The organism is Enterobacter sp. E1 (assembly GCF_016809815.1).
GTDB classification, from domain to species: domain Bacteria; phylum Pseudomonadota; class Gammaproteobacteria; order Enterobacterales; family Enterobacteriaceae; genus Enterobacter; species Enterobacter adelaidei.
In genome coordinates, this window is record NZ_JAFBJM010000006.1 from 76,253 (window position 1) to 90,791 (window position 14,539).

The 14,539-nt window shown below is 49.2% G+C and carries 16 protein-coding genes; 10 read left to right on the forward strand and 6 right to left on the reverse strand.

Translation table 11 applies throughout. The features are described 5' to 3' along the window. Positions 1–42: 42 nt before the first annotated feature. The 5 genes from paaX (at position 43) to JGF26_RS16095 (ending at position 4,423) form a co-directional block, all read left to right on the forward strand. Complete coding sequence (paaX, locus tag JGF26_RS16075; RefSeq protein ID WP_028017539.1) at positions 43–975, forward strand: phenylacetic acid degradation operon negative regulatory protein PaaX; 933 nt, start codon at positions 43–45, stop codon at positions 973–975. Positions 976–984: 9 nt separating this feature from the next. After that, positions 985–1,581 carry a phenylacetic acid degradation protein PaaY gene (paaY, locus tag JGF26_RS16080; protein WP_134708364.1) on the forward strand — a complete coding sequence of 199 codons (597 nt, stop codon included), beginning with the start codon at positions 985–987 and terminating at the stop codon, positions 1,579–1,581. A 135-nt stretch (positions 1,582–1,716) separates the two neighbouring features. After that, positions 1,717–3,129, forward strand: coding sequence for a hypothetical protein (locus JGF26_RS16085; protein WP_134708365.1), 1,413 nt, complete (start codon positions 1,717–1,719; stop codon positions 3,127–3,129). A 44-nt stretch (positions 3,130–3,173) separates the two neighbouring features. Beyond that, positions 3,174–3,692 carry a DUF2569 domain-containing protein gene (locus tag JGF26_RS16090; protein ID WP_028017536.1) on the forward strand — a complete coding sequence of 173 codons (519 nt, stop codon included), beginning with the start codon at positions 3,174–3,176 and terminating at the stop codon, positions 3,690–3,692. Between the two features lie 182 nt (positions 3,693–3,874). Then, positions 3,875–4,423, forward strand: a complete 549-nt coding sequence (locus tag JGF26_RS16095) for a hypothetical protein (RefSeq protein WP_238934273.1) — start codon at positions 3,875–3,877, stop codon at positions 4,421–4,423. A 155-nt stretch (positions 4,424–4,578) separates the two neighbouring features. On the opposite strand, the gene JGF26_RS16100 is transcribed toward JGF26_RS16095, so the two are convergent. After that, positions 4,579–6,300 (reverse strand): SulP family inorganic anion transporter, encoded by a 1,722-nt coding sequence (locus JGF26_RS16100; protein ID WP_128348923.1) that lies wholly within the window; start codon positions 6,298–6,300, stop codon positions 4,579–4,581. A gap of 120 nt (positions 6,301–6,420) precedes the next feature. Between JGF26_RS16100 and JGF26_RS16105 the strand changes: the two genes are divergently transcribed. Together JGF26_RS16105 and JGF26_RS16110 are read left to right on the forward strand one after the other, a co-directional pair. Further along, on the forward strand, positions 6,421–6,903 hold the full coding sequence (locus JGF26_RS16105; RefSeq protein ID WP_028017533.1) for a glutathione peroxidase: 483 nt from the start codon (positions 6,421–6,423) through the stop codon (positions 6,901–6,903). A 169-nt stretch (positions 6,904–7,072) separates the two neighbouring features. Further along, positions 7,073–7,729, forward strand: a complete 657-nt coding sequence (locus JGF26_RS16110) for a TetR/AcrR family transcriptional regulator (protein WP_134708366.1) — start codon at positions 7,073–7,075, stop codon at positions 7,727–7,729. Between the two features lie 50 nt (positions 7,730–7,779). Here JGF26_RS16110 and JGF26_RS16115 read toward each other — a convergent pair whose 3' ends face one another. From JGF26_RS16115 to JGF26_RS16125, 3 genes are all read right to left on the reverse strand, one after another. After that, positions 7,780–8,763 carry an MDR family oxidoreductase gene (locus JGF26_RS16115; RefSeq protein WP_134708367.1) on the reverse strand — a complete coding sequence of 328 codons (984 nt, stop codon included), beginning with the start codon at positions 8,761–8,763 and terminating at the stop codon, positions 7,780–7,782. A 319-nt stretch (positions 8,764–9,082) separates the two neighbouring features. After that, entirely contained in the window at positions 9,083–10,357 is a 1,275-nt protein-coding gene (gene fabF, locus JGF26_RS16120; protein WP_134708368.1) for a beta-ketoacyl-ACP synthase II, read from the reverse strand. Between the two features lie 127 nt (positions 10,358–10,484). Next, positions 10,485–11,045, reverse strand: coding sequence for a helix-turn-helix domain-containing protein (locus JGF26_RS16125; protein WP_028017529.1), 561 nt, complete (start codon positions 11,043–11,045; stop codon positions 10,485–10,487). On the opposite strand from JGF26_RS16125, the gene JGF26_RS16130 reads away from it, so the two are divergent. Both JGF26_RS16130 and JGF26_RS16135 read left to right on the forward strand, forming a co-directional pair. Next, positions 11,022–11,300 carry a cupin gene (locus JGF26_RS16130; RefSeq protein ID WP_240739569.1) on the forward strand — a complete coding sequence of 93 codons (279 nt, stop codon included), beginning with the start codon at positions 11,022–11,024 and terminating at the stop codon, positions 11,298–11,300. The genes JGF26_RS16125 and JGF26_RS16130 overlap by 24 nt on opposite strands. A 123-nt stretch (positions 11,301–11,423) precedes the next feature. Continuing rightward, positions 11,424–12,317: a LysR family transcriptional regulator gene (locus JGF26_RS16135; protein WP_134708369.1), complete on the forward strand. Its 894-nt coding sequence runs from the start codon at positions 11,424–11,426 to the stop codon at positions 12,315–12,317. Positions 12,318–12,376: 59 nt separating this feature from the next. On the opposite strand, the gene JGF26_RS16140 is transcribed toward JGF26_RS16135, so the two are convergent. Further along, positions 12,377–12,964: a LysE family translocator gene (locus JGF26_RS16140; protein ID WP_134708370.1), complete on the reverse strand. Its 588-nt coding sequence runs from the start codon at positions 12,962–12,964 to the stop codon at positions 12,377–12,379. Positions 12,965–13,444: 480 nt separating this feature from the next. Here JGF26_RS16140 and JGF26_RS16145 point away from each other — a divergent pair, with 480 nt between their 5' ends. Further along, positions 13,445–13,921 carry a WbuC family cupin fold metalloprotein gene (locus JGF26_RS16145; RefSeq protein ID WP_028017518.1) on the forward strand — a complete coding sequence of 159 codons (477 nt, stop codon included), beginning with the start codon at positions 13,445–13,447 and terminating at the stop codon, positions 13,919–13,921. On the opposite strand, the gene JGF26_RS16150 is transcribed toward JGF26_RS16145, so the two are convergent. Beyond that, complete coding sequence (locus tag JGF26_RS16150) at positions 13,911–14,516, reverse strand: NAD(P)H-dependent oxidoreductase (protein WP_134708371.1); 606 nt, start codon at positions 14,514–14,516, stop codon at positions 13,911–13,913. The genes JGF26_RS16145 and JGF26_RS16150 overlap by 11 nt on opposite strands. Between the last annotated feature and the right edge of the window lie 23 nt (positions 14,517–14,539).

Sequence of the window (14,539 nt, forward strand, 5' to 3'; positions counted from 1 at the left end):
AGAACTATGCTATGATTCATCCGGGACAAAAATTACAACAGAATGAATCACATGAAACTCGACGCCTTCATCCAGCACGCAGTCAGCTCCGTTCCGGTCAGCGGGACATCCCTTATCTCTTCATTATACGGTGACGCGCTTTCCCATCGCGGGGGCGAGATTTGGCTCGGAAGCCTGGCGGCATTACTGGAGGGTATGGGGTTCGGCGAACGGTTCGTGCGAACTGCGTTATTCCGCCTTAACAAAGAGGGCTGGCTTGACGTCTCGCGCATTGGACGCCGCAGCTTTTATCGCCTGAGCGACAAAGGGCTACGCTTAACCCGCCGCGCGGAGAATAAGATCTATCGCGCGGAGTTGCCCGCCTGGGACGGAAAATGGTTATTGCTGCTCTCTGAAGGCCTGGACAAAACCACGCTTGCTGACGTCAAAAAACAGCTGATCTGGCAGGGGTTTGGCACGCTTGCGCCGAGCCTGATGGCCTCGCCATCGCAGCATCTGGCGGATGTGCAGTCCCTGCTTCATGATGCTGGCGTGGCGGAAAACGTCATTTTCTTTGAAGCTCACTCGCCGCTGGCTTTATCCCGCGCTGCGTTGCGTTCGCGGGTGGAAGAGTGCTGGCAACTGACCGAACAAAACACGATGTACGAAACGTTTATTAGCTCGTTCCGACCGCTGCTGCCGCTGCTGAAAGAGGCGACACCAGAGGAGCTGACGCCAGAGCGTTGTTTCCAGATCCAGCTGTTGCTTATCCATTTTTATCGTCGTGTGGTGCTGAAAGACCCATTGCTGCCGGAAGAGCTACTGCCAGCGCACTGGGCCGGGCAAAGCGCCCGGCAGCTCTGCATCAATATTTATCAGCGTGTGGCACCGGGGGCGCTGGCGTTTGTCAGTGAGAAAGGCGAAACCTCCGTCGGTGAACTGCCCGTGCCCGGCACGCTCTACTATCAACGCTTTGGTGGTCTTACGAGCACATAAGGAGTGAGGATGCCTGTTTATCAAATTGATGGTCTGACGCCGGTCGTACCTGACGAGAGCTATGTTCACCCGACGGCGGTACTCATTGGTGATGTGATCCTGGGGAAAGGTGTTTATGTCGGCCCGAATGCCAGCCTGCGCGGAGATTTTGGCCGTATCGTGGTGAAAGATGGTGCAAACATTCAGGATAACTGCGTGATGCATGGTTTCCCTGAGCAGGACACGGTGGTGGAAGAGGACGGCCATATCGGCCACAGCGCTATTCTGCATGGCTGTGTTATTCGCCGTAACGCACTGGTGGGAATGAACGCTGTGGTGATGGACGGCGCGGTGATTGGTGAAAACAGCATCGTCGGCGCGGCGGCATTTGTGAAGGCGAAAGCGGAAATGCCCGCAGGGCATTTGATTATTGGCAGCCCGGCCAAAGCGATTCGCGAGTTGAGCGAGCAGGAACTGGCGTGGAAAAAACAGGGTACAAGGGAATATCAGGTGCTGGTGGAGCGCTGCAAGCTGACCATGCACCAGGTGGAACCGCTGCGTGAAGTGGAGCCTGGGCGGAAACGGCTGACGTTTGATGAGAATTTAAGGCCGAAGACGGCGGTGTGAGGTGAGATATTGAAGCAGGGGCGGATGGAACCGACCCATGCTGCGGTTATCTGTACAGTTGCAATTAAATGAGGCTAATTATTTAATCCCTGGTGCCGATAATCTTTTTCTCTGATTATATATGAAGGAACATGTATGCATTACGCACGGCCTTTACTACGCCCTCTGTTTTTACTTTCTCTGTTGCCGTTTTCTTTTGCTCAGGCCGCTGAAAAGCCTGAACTTATCGGCGGTGGCATCAACCCCTTGTCTGTTACCCGCATCCACGATCGTGTGAGTTATATGGTGTCGTTAAACTTCAATAACGGCAAAACAGCGCAACAATGGCGTTCAGTGGATTGTAAGCAGGGTAAGTCCGAGCTTCTGTACAAGGATTTACTGGATGATGAAGGGTTAACCAAAGTCCGTTTTTACGGCGACAGCTACATGCGGTATGCGCCAGCACAGGATGATAAGCTGATGACGGCAGAGGATATCCGTAAGATCTGCCAGCTACCGGTAAAAGAACCCCTGTGGGAAAGATTATCAGCCACGTCTGCAACGGGCATTACCGATCTTGTCGATGTTAACAGCATTCATCGCGTTGGCGACATTTTAACGGTACGCATGGGATATGATTTTGCAGATATCATCTGGGAACCGCCTTATGACGCGCCGCTTGAATTAAAGATTGAGCACTATTTCTATAACTGTAAAACCCATCAGGGCGACGCTGTCGCTGCAATGAACTTCGATGGCCAGGGTCGCGTAACGGACTCACTCATCACGGCTGATATTGTTCGCCGCAAAAGTAGCTTCAAGATTGACGCTCAAAAGGCACAACACTTTGAGCAACTCTGCCAGCTACCTGCAGGCAAAACGTTCACCGCTGAAGGGCGCTTTGTACCCGCGGTGAACAAGTCAGCATCCACGTTGATGGGGCCCTCAATGCCCGATCTGAGCAATAATAATCCGCAATGGTTGAGTAAATACCCCCTTTCTGCTGCTATTGATCGCCAGGCGCAGGCATTGATCAAATCCTGGGCGATGCCGCGTTTTAAACAGGTTCGTTACACCGAAGTCAGCGCGCTCGGTAAGATTAAAGTCCAGCTGGATGCGCAATCGGATGGTTATATACGTAAGCTGGAAGATTATGGCATCTGGACGGTTCAACGTTTAACGCTGGCTAATCTGTTGCAACTGAAATTCGCCATGTCCATCAGTAGCGGTGCCATGTTGCTCAACACATTGCAGACGGATCTGCATTTCCCGTTAGTACAGGGTCAAAAATTTCAGGCTAAATTGGAAAATATTGATGCGGATAAGAAAGTCACATCGTCAGCGATGCGCTGTGAAGTGACGGGGGAAGGGGATGCGCAGCGTATCGCACCTGAGTTTAGTGGGAAATATTTGTTAGTTGAGTGTCATGAAAGTAATGAGGGGCAACCGGATAACAGGAGCAAATTAGCCTGGCTGCAGGATCTCAATATCTTCGTCCCTGTTGCTCAGCAACTGGGTGACAAGCCTGAAAGGTTGGTGACGCTGGAAAATGTGAGTGTGACGCGATAATCAATAACCAGCCTTACCGAGCTATTATGAAATAAGGACATAAAATGACCAATTCAGCGTTTCAGTGGACGTGCATTAAATGTGATAAAGAGATCCCACAGCATCTTGAATATTGTTCTGAGTGCGAAGAAAAACGATATCGCAAAATAGGTGGTTTGTTATATCTGCCATTTATCAATATGCTGTTTATCGCTTACGCCTACTTTAACTCTATGGCAGTAACGTTAAGTGCCGGGATGGAAACGGTAGGTCGTCTTCCGCTCTCCCAGACGACCTATCTCTTTGTTGCTAGTGGGATTAACTTAGTTTTCCTGCTCTTTATCATCTATATTGTTTCTCTGTTTTTGCGGAAAAAGAAAGAGTTACCTCTGGCTTATTGTGCTTTGCTTGTTTCGGGTATCGCTCTGATGCTAATTGACAGGGTCGCCACTTCTTACATCTTTCCGCAGATCTCCCTGAATATGGCTCAGATAATGCCTATTATTATGCATGTGATATACGCTTGTATCTGGATCCCGTACTTCCGTACCTCCGTTCGGGTTAAAAAGACGTTCATTTGGTAGACGAGGCTGGCCGCCAGTACACGATAGGGAAGCAATATTTATTGGCGTTGTTGGGAGGTCATCTCAGCAACCCAACCAATATTGGGTGTCTCCCACATATCCGAAAGTATGCTAAAATTTGTACAGCGATAAGCCGAAGATAAAACGTCGCAATTTCAGCGCGTTAGCCAAAGTGAGTGATTATGGATAATAGTCCACATGAACAGACAGTTTGGAAAAGATACCGCGCATGGTTGTGGTGCGGAAGTTTTTATCTGGTTGCATTGCATTGTTCTGCAGATGAAATAAACCTGTACTCAATAAACACGGGTTCATACGTCTATCATCTTACAAACAATCACGGGCAATATACTGAGAATTTTGAGAATAACTTTATATCCGTGGAGAGGAAGTTCTCGGATGATTCGAAATATAGCTTTGTGCTAGGCACAATGAAAAACAGCTTTGATAACAGATGTCTGGCTGCCGGCGTCAGAAGAGACTGGGCAGGGTGGGATAACGGTTGGGTTTTTAAAGGGATATATGGATACGTCGGTGAGTTTTTCTTTGATGCTTTCAGTGATTGTGGTGACCATGGGTCATACCATGATTTCAAAAAAGTAACAGGAATCGGCTTTTCTCCCTACATATACCATGGATTTCAATACAATTTTACGTCTTATTTTGGGATGGATGTGGGTATTATAATTCCATCCGTATTTGTCATTACAGCACAGTGGAGCTTTAGATGAATCCTTCACCTGGTGTGACGACATTATAGAATGAAGTGATGTACCACCCGTTGGTTGTGCGACATATAGTAACATCCTTCTCTCCGCTTTATCGCAGGGCTGCGACAGCAGCCCGTTGAAAATTCTGGTAATATTCGCCTTCAACCCGTTTGGGGTTATATAACACTACCGGTTTCACCCTCACTCGCAGTCTCTTTGCTTTGAATGAAGCGGAGTGCCAGATAGAGGTCTGGCGCCAGAATCATTTCATCATCATTGATAGTTGGTCGACTTTCTTTGAACCAGCGTGTTAATTCCGTTTTCCTGCCCGCAAGGATGAGCTTAATCTGCCGGCCCTTCAGGTCACGCTTTAGCTCATTAATGGTTGCCAGGACACTGATATCTGAATAGGTGAAGCAGGCAACGGCATCAATGACCACCCATTTAGGCTGTTCTGCTGCGCCTTCAACTAAGTTCAACACGCGGCGTTTAAAATAAGCCACATTAAAATAGGTCAACGGTGAGTTAAATCGATACATCAGCACGCCCGGAACCATTTTAATATCGGTGGTATTCCCTAATGAATGGATCATGCCATTTTCGTCTGTTCCCAGTAAATGCTCAGAGGGGCGAAAGACGGTACGCAGGAACTGTAACAGACCAAGCAGCACCGCAAGGCCGATCCCCTGAATAACGCCGATAATTAAAACACAGCCAAACGTGAAAAAGGCCAGGCGAAATGCTTGTTTATTTCTTCGTCTCAGGTTCCATAGCCCACGCAAATCAATTAATGACCATGACGCATACATTAGAACAATGCCTAAGGCAGAGACCGGAATAAATTGTAAGGGTTGGGTGAAAAAGAGTAATACGACTCCAATGATTAAGGCTGCGACAATGGATACCAGCTGACTTTTTCCTCCAGTGGAATCATTAACCGCGGTCCGGGAATCGGCCCCACTAATAGCAAACCCCTGAGATAACCCCGACATGATATTCGCAATACCCAGCGCTCTGAACTCTGCATCAGCATTAATTTCATAGCCATTTTTCGCGGCAAAACTGCGGGCGGTCAGCATCAGACTGACAAAACTAACCAAAGCCAGGTTCAGCGCCGGGATCACTAAATCACGCATCGGGCCCGGCTGGAACGCCACCCAGTTAACGACCGGTAAACCGGGCTGGAAGCCTTCCCCCCCAATAGTGGCAATACCATACTGTTGCGCAGATGTCCCCCATACCAGAAACGTCGTAATCACGATGGCAATCAACGGTGCGGGCCAGTGGCTGCGAAACGTTTTGATCGCCATTAAAATCGCTAACGTTAAAATGGATATTCCTAAGGTTAATAAATGGCTGTCTGAAATTCGGCCCGGTAAGGCAATAATTTTCTCAATAACCTGCGCTTCATCAAGCTTGATCCCGAAAACCTTGCCTAATTGCCCGACAATAATCGTCACGGCTACGCCATTAAGCAGGCCAGTCAGAATAGGGTGAGAAAGCAGATCGGCAAGGGCACCCAGGCGAAATTTACTGGCAAGCAGACACCATCCGCCCATCATCAATGTCATGACGATCGTCAGTTGCCAGTGCAGTTCGGGATTTCCGGCAGAAAGAGGAAACACGACGGCGGCAATCACCGCGCAGGTCGTTGCGTCGGGGCCAACAATAAGCTGACGTGAAGAGCCAAACAGCGCATAGGCTATCATTGGTAAAACGCATGAATACAGACCTACGATAGCCCCAACACCCGCCAACTCAGCATAAGCAATAGCAACGGGCAGTGCTACAGCCGCAACGGATAACCCGGCTTTAACATCATGTTTTAACCAGCTTTTATCGTAGGCTAATAAATTTTGTAACCCTGGCATGTAGTTTAATAAAAATTTTCCGAACACGTTTTTCTCCGGATATTGATCTTACCTACGTAATGATGGCACGCTTCTAAATAAAATTTTTGTTTTAAAATGGTTCCAGGCTTTGCCGACATTGGCAGTTGTTACTCTCAGGAGCGCGATATGACCACCTTTTATCAATTTTCTGCTACCAGTCTGCGCGGCCAGGTTATCTCAATGGCTGACTATGCTGGCAAACTGGTTTTGGTGGTGAACACTGCCAGTCAGTGTGGATTCACGCCACAATACTCTGGCCTTGAAGCGCTCTACAAGAAGTATGCTGGCCATGGGTTTGTGGTGCTGGGTTTCCCCTGCAACCAGTTTGGTAAGCAGGAACCCGGTGGTGCTGATGAAATCGAGCAGACCTGTTATATCAACTACGGTGTGAGCTTCCCGATGTTCGAGAAAGTAGAGGTCAACGGCAATGCCGCGCACCCGGTGTTTCGTTACCTGAAAAATGAATTGCCCGGGGTGCTGGGGGGACGGATCAAGTGGAATTTCACGAAGTTCCTGATAGGTCGCGATGGTACACCGCTTAAGCGTTTTGCACCGTTCACGACGCCGGAGAAAATGGAAGCCTCCATCCTCGCCGCACTCAAGATCTGAGTGTTCCCGTTATTCGAGATATTTGCTTCTGGCGTACTTTTGGCAAACGGCAGGTAGTATGACCGCCCGTTGACAGGGGGGCGTATACAATACCGCAAGGGATAAACTGATTGAAGCCGTCGCGTATAATCACTTATTCTTTGCCGTTTAAACATGCAGGAGATGCGTCATGATCGGCGAAACGCGCGGGCGGGGAAGACCACGAAAAACAGAAAGCACCTATGCAGATACCCGTAATGATCTGATCCGCAGCGGACTTGAACTCCTGACGCAGAATGGATTTCTTTCGACGGGAGTCGATGCCATTGTCAAAAATGCCAGTGTTCCAAAAGGCTCATTTTATTATTACTTCAAGAGCAAAGAGGAATACGCCCAGACCGTTCTGAGTGCTTACGACAGTTTCTTCGAGCACAAACTAAAAAAACATCTGCATGCGTCATCCTGCGCACCCATGATACGTCTGGAAAATTTTATACACGATGCCTGCGACGGGATTAAAAAGTACAATTTCACCCGGGGCTGCCTGGTTGGAAATATGATGCAGGAAAGTCCGGGGCTTCCACCCTCCTTTATTAAACAGCTACAGGATATTCTTGAAAGCTGGCAAGCGCTTGTGGCGACCTGTTTGTCCGATGCATTATCTTCCGGTGAAATATGCTCTGATATGAATGACAAACAACTGGCCGCTATTTTCTGGAGTGGTTGGGAGGGGGCTGTAATGCGTGCCAAACTTTATTGTTCCACCCAACCTGTGTACGACTTCTGGAGCTACTTCAAAACGTCTGTACGCTATCAGCCATCGCAGGATGTGGCACCTGAACAGTAAAAAGAGAGGGGCTGATAGCAGCCCCTTAAGAGAACGATAATCCTGTCGCTTTAGCTACATTTAATCACTGCCCGGCCACGAATGCCGCCACTAAGAAGTGCTTCGGCCACCGAGATGGCCTCACTGAGCGGATATACGCTGGTCAGGCTATCCAGTCTGGATTCCGGTAAATACGTAATTGCCTGCTGCCAGATCGCCGCTCTTTTCTCTTTCGGGAACATGACACTGTCAATTCCTTTCAGCGTAACGCCACGCAGAATAAACGGGGCCACATTTCCCATCATATCCATACCCTGGGCCATACCGCAGGCCGCAACAATACTACCATAGCGAACTCCGGCGCAGGCATTACAGAGCGTGTGACTGCCCACCGTATCAATCGCGGCAGCCCAGCGTTCTTTCTGCAACGGTTTGCCTGGGCTGGAAAGCTCAGTGCGATTAATAATCTCATTGACCCCGACCGTTTTATAAAGCCATTCGGATTCTTGCGGGCGACCGGTAGACGCGGTGACCTGGAAGCCCATTGACGCCAGGATCATGGCCGCAATACTTCCGACGCCTCCGCTGGCTCCGGTAACAAGTACCGAGCCATCTTCAGGCTTAACACCGTGGTTCAGCAGGGCGTCAACACACAGCATCGCGGTAAAGCCTGCAGTTCCGATGGCCATGACGTGTTTACTGTTTGCGCCAGCCGGAAGCGGCGTCAGCCAGTCGCCTTTTACCCGTGCCTTTTCGGACAACCCGCCCCAGTGTTTTTCCCCTACACCCCAGCCGGTGAGGAGAACCTGATCACCGACCTGATATTCCGGATGCGAACTGGCGGACACAGTGCCAGCAAAATCGATGCCCGGCACCATCGGGAACTGACGGACGATAGGACCCCGCCCGGTGATAGCCAGGGCATCTTTGTAATTGATGGAAGAGTAGTCAATGTTGACAGTGACATCCCCGTCAGGCAGATCGCTTTCAGCTGTCTCAACAAATTGCGCAGAGTAATGGTCTTCTTTCTTGTTGATTAATAATGAGTTAAACATTTTTACCTCGTAAGTTTGGTTGTATGGCTACCCGTAAACAGCAGTATAATTTCAATATTGACCGATCGTCTAATAATCAGTGCTACTATCCCAGCGTTTTAGCAATATTCAAGAATTGTTTGTTAATTCATCGCATTATCGGGTGAGCTTTTGATTCGAATCAAAATGAGGAGCTGAATGCAGATTATGTATGCTCGTTTCAGACGTGAACCGGGAAATAAAACACACGTCAGACTCTGTTCAAATAGCGTTGGGGATAATCAGCGGGGCGGTTATCGGGCCAAACCCGCCGGCCTTTGCCAGCGGGGGAACTGGATCCTTACTCCCAGCGTTTCAACAGCAGGCTAGCGTTGACGCCACCAAAGCCAAAACCGTTCGACAGCGCGTAGTTCATCTTCTGAGGACGAGCCGACAGCGCAACCAGGTTCAGGCCTTCCGCGTCTTCATCGGGGTGAGACAGGTTCAGCGTCGGCGGCACTATCTGGTCACGCAACGCCTGAATAGTGAAGATGGCCTCAATTCCGCCGGCTGCACCTAACAGATGACCGGTTGCTGATTTCGTGGACGTAATAGCAACGGGATGCGTGCCAAACAGGCTTTTAATCGCTGCCAGTTCACCTTTGTCTCCTACCTGAGTCGAAGTGGCGTGGGCATTGATATGGTCAATCTCTTCTACTGAGACTCCCGCCTGACGAATGGCCATTTCCATGGCACGACGTGCGCCGTTACCGTCTTCCGGACCCGCTGTCAGGTGATACGCATCTGCACTGGTGCCGTAGCCGACCAACTCTGCCAGCGGCGTGGCGCCACGCGCCAGTGCATGCTCCAGCGACTCAATCACGATAAGCCCGGCACCTTCCCCCATCACAAAACCATCGCGGTCGCGGTCAAAGGGGCGAGAGGCGGCTTCCGGCTGGTTATTGGAGGCGGTGGAGAGTGCTCTTGCTGCGGCAAACCCGGCAAGGCTAACGCGATGAATCGCCGCTTCTGAACCGCCACAGAGGGCGATATCGGCCTCGCCGCTGCGGATCATTCGTGCAGCATCGCCAATGGCCTGCGCACCTGCCGCACAGGCGGTGACCGGCGCGCCGATGGGACCACGAAAACCATGGGCAATTGACACATGTCCGGCGGCGAGATTGGCAAGAAAAGAGGGGATGGTGAACGGAGACAGGCGACGCGGCCCGCGCTCATCCGTCGTATGTACCGCATTGGCGATCTCGCTGAACCCGCCGATCCCAGTAGCGATGACCGTTGCAGTACGATCTTGTTCTGTCGTTGATGCAGGCGACCACCCGGCCTGCGTCAGCGCTTCACGCGCGGCAACCAGCGCAAATTCGATAAAGCGATCCATCTTTTTACGTTCTTTGGCCGGAATGGTTGCCAGCGGATCGAAGCCGTGCAGCGGGTCGTTCTCAACGGACGGAACCTGTCCAGCGACTTTGCAGGGAATATCGTCGACCAACTTCTCGCTAAGCTTTGTAATACCTGACTTTCCTGCCAGCAGCGACTGCCAGACGTGTTGTACACCGCAGCCCAGTGGGCTGACAATCCCCATCCCGGTTACAACAATGCGTTTAGCTGAAACGCCCATAAACAACTCTCCTGTATGAGTAATGTGCCGGCGACTTTTTCAGCAATGAAACCAGCAGCGCGACAATCAAAAAACCGATCATGATGAGGTCAATTACTTCGGGAAATACCTTGCTTCGTTCCTCCCGCTAATTCAGGTCGGATTCATGGCTGGCATCTCTGTAAGGTTCGGGTTGGAATTTTTGCGCGCTATCGCCTTCGCGTTTGCGCAGCAGATATTCGTGGCGGTATTTCATCATCGGTGAGGCTGCGGGTCCCGGTACCATGGTGTATTTGCCCGTAACAATCTCCTCACCGGTTGCTTTATCGACCAGGATCGGCTCCACAGAACGCTGGGTTTCACTTTCCACCAATTGCATCTGACGGCCTTCGGGTGAAAAGTGGCGGCTTCCCCATTCCGCCATCGCCAGCAGAACCATGCGAAAATCGCGCCCGCTTTGTGTGAGGTGATATTCGTAGCGCGGTGGTGAACTGCTGTAGCAAATCTTCTCCAGCAATCCGTCATCTACCAGCGACTTAAGACGGCGCGAAAGAATATTGGGCGCGACGTTACTGCTTTTCTGGAACTCGTCAAAGCGGGTAAAACCCGAAGCGGCGTCGCGCAGGATCATGATGCTCCAGCTGTCACCAATACGGCCAAGACTACGGGCGATGGGGCAGGGAGCGTGGCAAAGCAGTTCATTTTTCATGGGCTGACCTGGATGAATAGGTGGCTTTCGCAAGCAAATTGGCATAGTAACTATCAAAATGCAAGTTACTTAAGAATCAATCTGAATGTTGCACTGGTCATTGATGGACGTCTGGAGCTGAGTGTGAAAGGAAACAAAATCTCTGTTACGTCCGGCCAGCTTTATGTAGCGAAAGCGGGCGTTCCTCATTCTGTAGAACCAGGCAGCTCTGGCATACTGGTTATCATTGATTTACCAGAAACGGAAGTTGCCTGAAATACACTCGAGAACCTTCGATAATAAAGAAATGACCTTTGGCGGTGAATAAAAACATGATAGCTTTATGGTTGATAGAAGATCTCTCACGCTTTAAGTTAATGAGTGAACTCAGGAATATAAATGATAGATGATATCCGTTACCTGATAGTTTTTGCAAAAATTGTACAAGCTGGATCGATTTCAGGTGGCGCAGACGCTTTAGGGCTTACTACCGCGACAGCAAGCACACATCTTTCTAAGCTGGAGAAAAATCTGGGAAGTGCTTTGCTATACAGAAATACACGCAAATTATCCCTGACACATGATGGAGCAAGTTTGCTCGAAACCGCTAACGCTATGTTAGAACTCTATGAAAAGGGATTTATCGAGTTTAAACAGCGTTCTATTTCAACAAGCAATAAGTTGAATCTTTCTATCCCTGCAGTTTTTATAAATAGTGTATTCACACGCCATCTTGCAGGTTTTATAAAGGAATACCCGGACGTTTGCCTGAATATTTCTTATTGCGACACGCGCAAAGATATCATTGCCGATAGTATTGATGTTGCATTTCGAATTGGCGAACTACCGGACAGCGCACTCAAAGCACGGCATCTTTTTGTATTGCCCCGACACGTTGTTGCGTCAAAGCAATTTATGAGCAATTACCCGCCTGTCAACCATCCTGATGACTTAGAAAAAATGCCCTGGATTGGTCTGAGCATGCTGCAGAGCAGTCGAGAATTCAGGCACAAAAATGGCGAGATAGCTGTAATTAAGTATACGCCAACGGTTTACGTTGATAATGTCGAAGCTGCCTATACTCTTGCAAAACATCAGGTTGGAATCGCTGCTCCTCCTTGCTATCTCAGCAAAGAGGATATTAAGCGGGAAGACATGCAGTTGGTTCTCCCTGACTGGTCACTGGAACCACTAAAAGTCTATGCGATTTGGCCCTCAAATATATCTACCAGCAGTATCGCGTATACGTTAATAAATAATATTTACAACTCTTTTGAATCCCATTCATTATGATTGATTTAAAGGTTTGATAATTAAAGGGGTTAAATGTAGTCAGTGTGCAAAATAGTTTTTCATTGGGTGAGAAGCATGTAGGAGGCAGTGATGATCAGTGTTCCGCCCATACATAAATTAAAGGCACGGGTGCGTCCGGTGCTATTAAGTAATGTTGAAATATTCTTCCCAAGAACGGCCCATGCAGCTAATGAGAGATAGCATACTAAGAAATAGGTAGTTATGAAAACTATCATTGGGAAATTGTTTGACGGCTCAGAAAAAAGTACTACTCCAGATGCACAGGCAATCCAGGCTTTAGGGTTGAGCCATTGAAGTAAAAAGCCCTGAATGAAGCCAGGTGCCTCTGATTTTGTTAATGACAACTCAGACTGGGATGAAGCTATCTTATAACCTACGTATATTATAAACGCTGAGCCTGCCACGTTGAGATATTTGAAGAAGAGTGGGTGCTGCTCAATGATAGTATAGAACCCAAAGCCAGTAATAATAAGTAATAGAGTAAATCCTATTGTCGCACCTGAGACGAATGGGAGCGTTCTTCTAAATCCATGGTTCGCGCCTGATGATATAATAACCATGTTGACTGGTCCTGGCGAAATGGACATGGTGAGGGAGAACAAAAACATTGCAAAAAATAAAGTCATTTTATCTCCGTACTCTTATCGACGACTCTGTAATAAAGCAAATTTTTAATGCACGACTACATTCCTGTTATCCTCATAGTCTATAGATAAAAATGGCCAGATAAAGTGGGTTTTCTATAAAGGTGTATTTGATTTTTTCACATAATCCTTTTAATAAACATGTCGGAGATTCAATTAGTTAATTATTATTTGCACGTTTCGCATGTGTAGCCATCAACAATTACTCTTTGGCACCGTAGCCACGGTGTGATCGTCAGCCCGGTAAGCAAACCTTCCGGGCGATCAGCGGAACGCGACGGTCGGGAAATTTACCAGCCAGTGCAGAAACAACAAACCCTGCGACAAACCTCACGGGCAGGAGTGTATTGAACGCGCGTTTGAAGTCATCGCGGATCAAGGTAGCTGATTGTCTGTTTCTAATGGTATAACGTGCTGCGGCAATCGGGTTGCCGTAAGCTAACTACACTCCCAAAGGTTTATATGAAACAAATTACGTTCAGTGACCTGCAGCAACAAAGCGAGCAAGCCGCAAATTCCCCTCGCTTACGCGCTCATCGAAATTTGCACCCTGAGCTCAGCGATCCGGTTCAGCGTCTGGCTATTGCCATGGAACCAGGTACCTATGTTCGTCCTCATCGTCACCCGCACACGTTTGAACTGCTGACGGCTCTTAGCGGGCGCTTTTTAGTACTGAATTTTGATGACAACGGTAACGTGACCCAGCGTGTTGTACTGGGTGAAGATTGCAAGGTGCTGGAGATGGACGCGGGGATCTGGCATGCCGTGTTATCGCTGGATAAAGGCGGGGTCATTTTTGAGGTAAAACACGGTGGCTACCAGCCTGTTGCCGAACAAGATTCAGCCCCATGGGCACCTGCTGAAAACGAGCCAGGTACCGCGGAGCTAATGAAATGGTACGCTCAGGCACAAGTGGGTGACGGTGGTTTTACGCTGTAATGGTGCTCACAAGCCCTTGCAGGAAATTTTCTACCTGAGCAGGTGTCGCTGTATCTGCCTGGAAAAGAATATCGAGCGTGACGTTCTTCAAACCGCAGAAGCCGAAAATACCCTCGATTATCTGCGTCTGCATCGCCGTTGAGTAACCATGCTTATCGAATCCGCTGAGATCGGTGCCAGCAGTTGCTACAAGGCGAACGGGAACGTCACGTAAATTCCCCACAATCCGGCCATCTTCTGCCACCTTGTATGCCCAGTCCAGCGTCAAAACGCGATCAAACCAGCCTTTTAACAGACCGGGGACTGACCACCAGTACACCGGGAAGACAAACACCAGCATATCCGCTCGCTCAACACGCTGCTGCTCGCGCAGAATATCGCCGGGAAGGGCGCTGGGATCGCCGTGATATAAATCAAGATCGGGACGAGACATGGCCGGATTAAACCCTTCAGCATGCAGATCGGCAATTTCAACCTGCGTACCTTGCTCGCGTAATTTCCCGGCAATATGGGTTGCCAGCGAATGGGATAATGAGTTGTCGACAGGGTGAGCCGTCACGATCAATGCGTTATTAATGGCATTTGTAGCAGACATAGCGACCTCGAATGGGTAAGAGT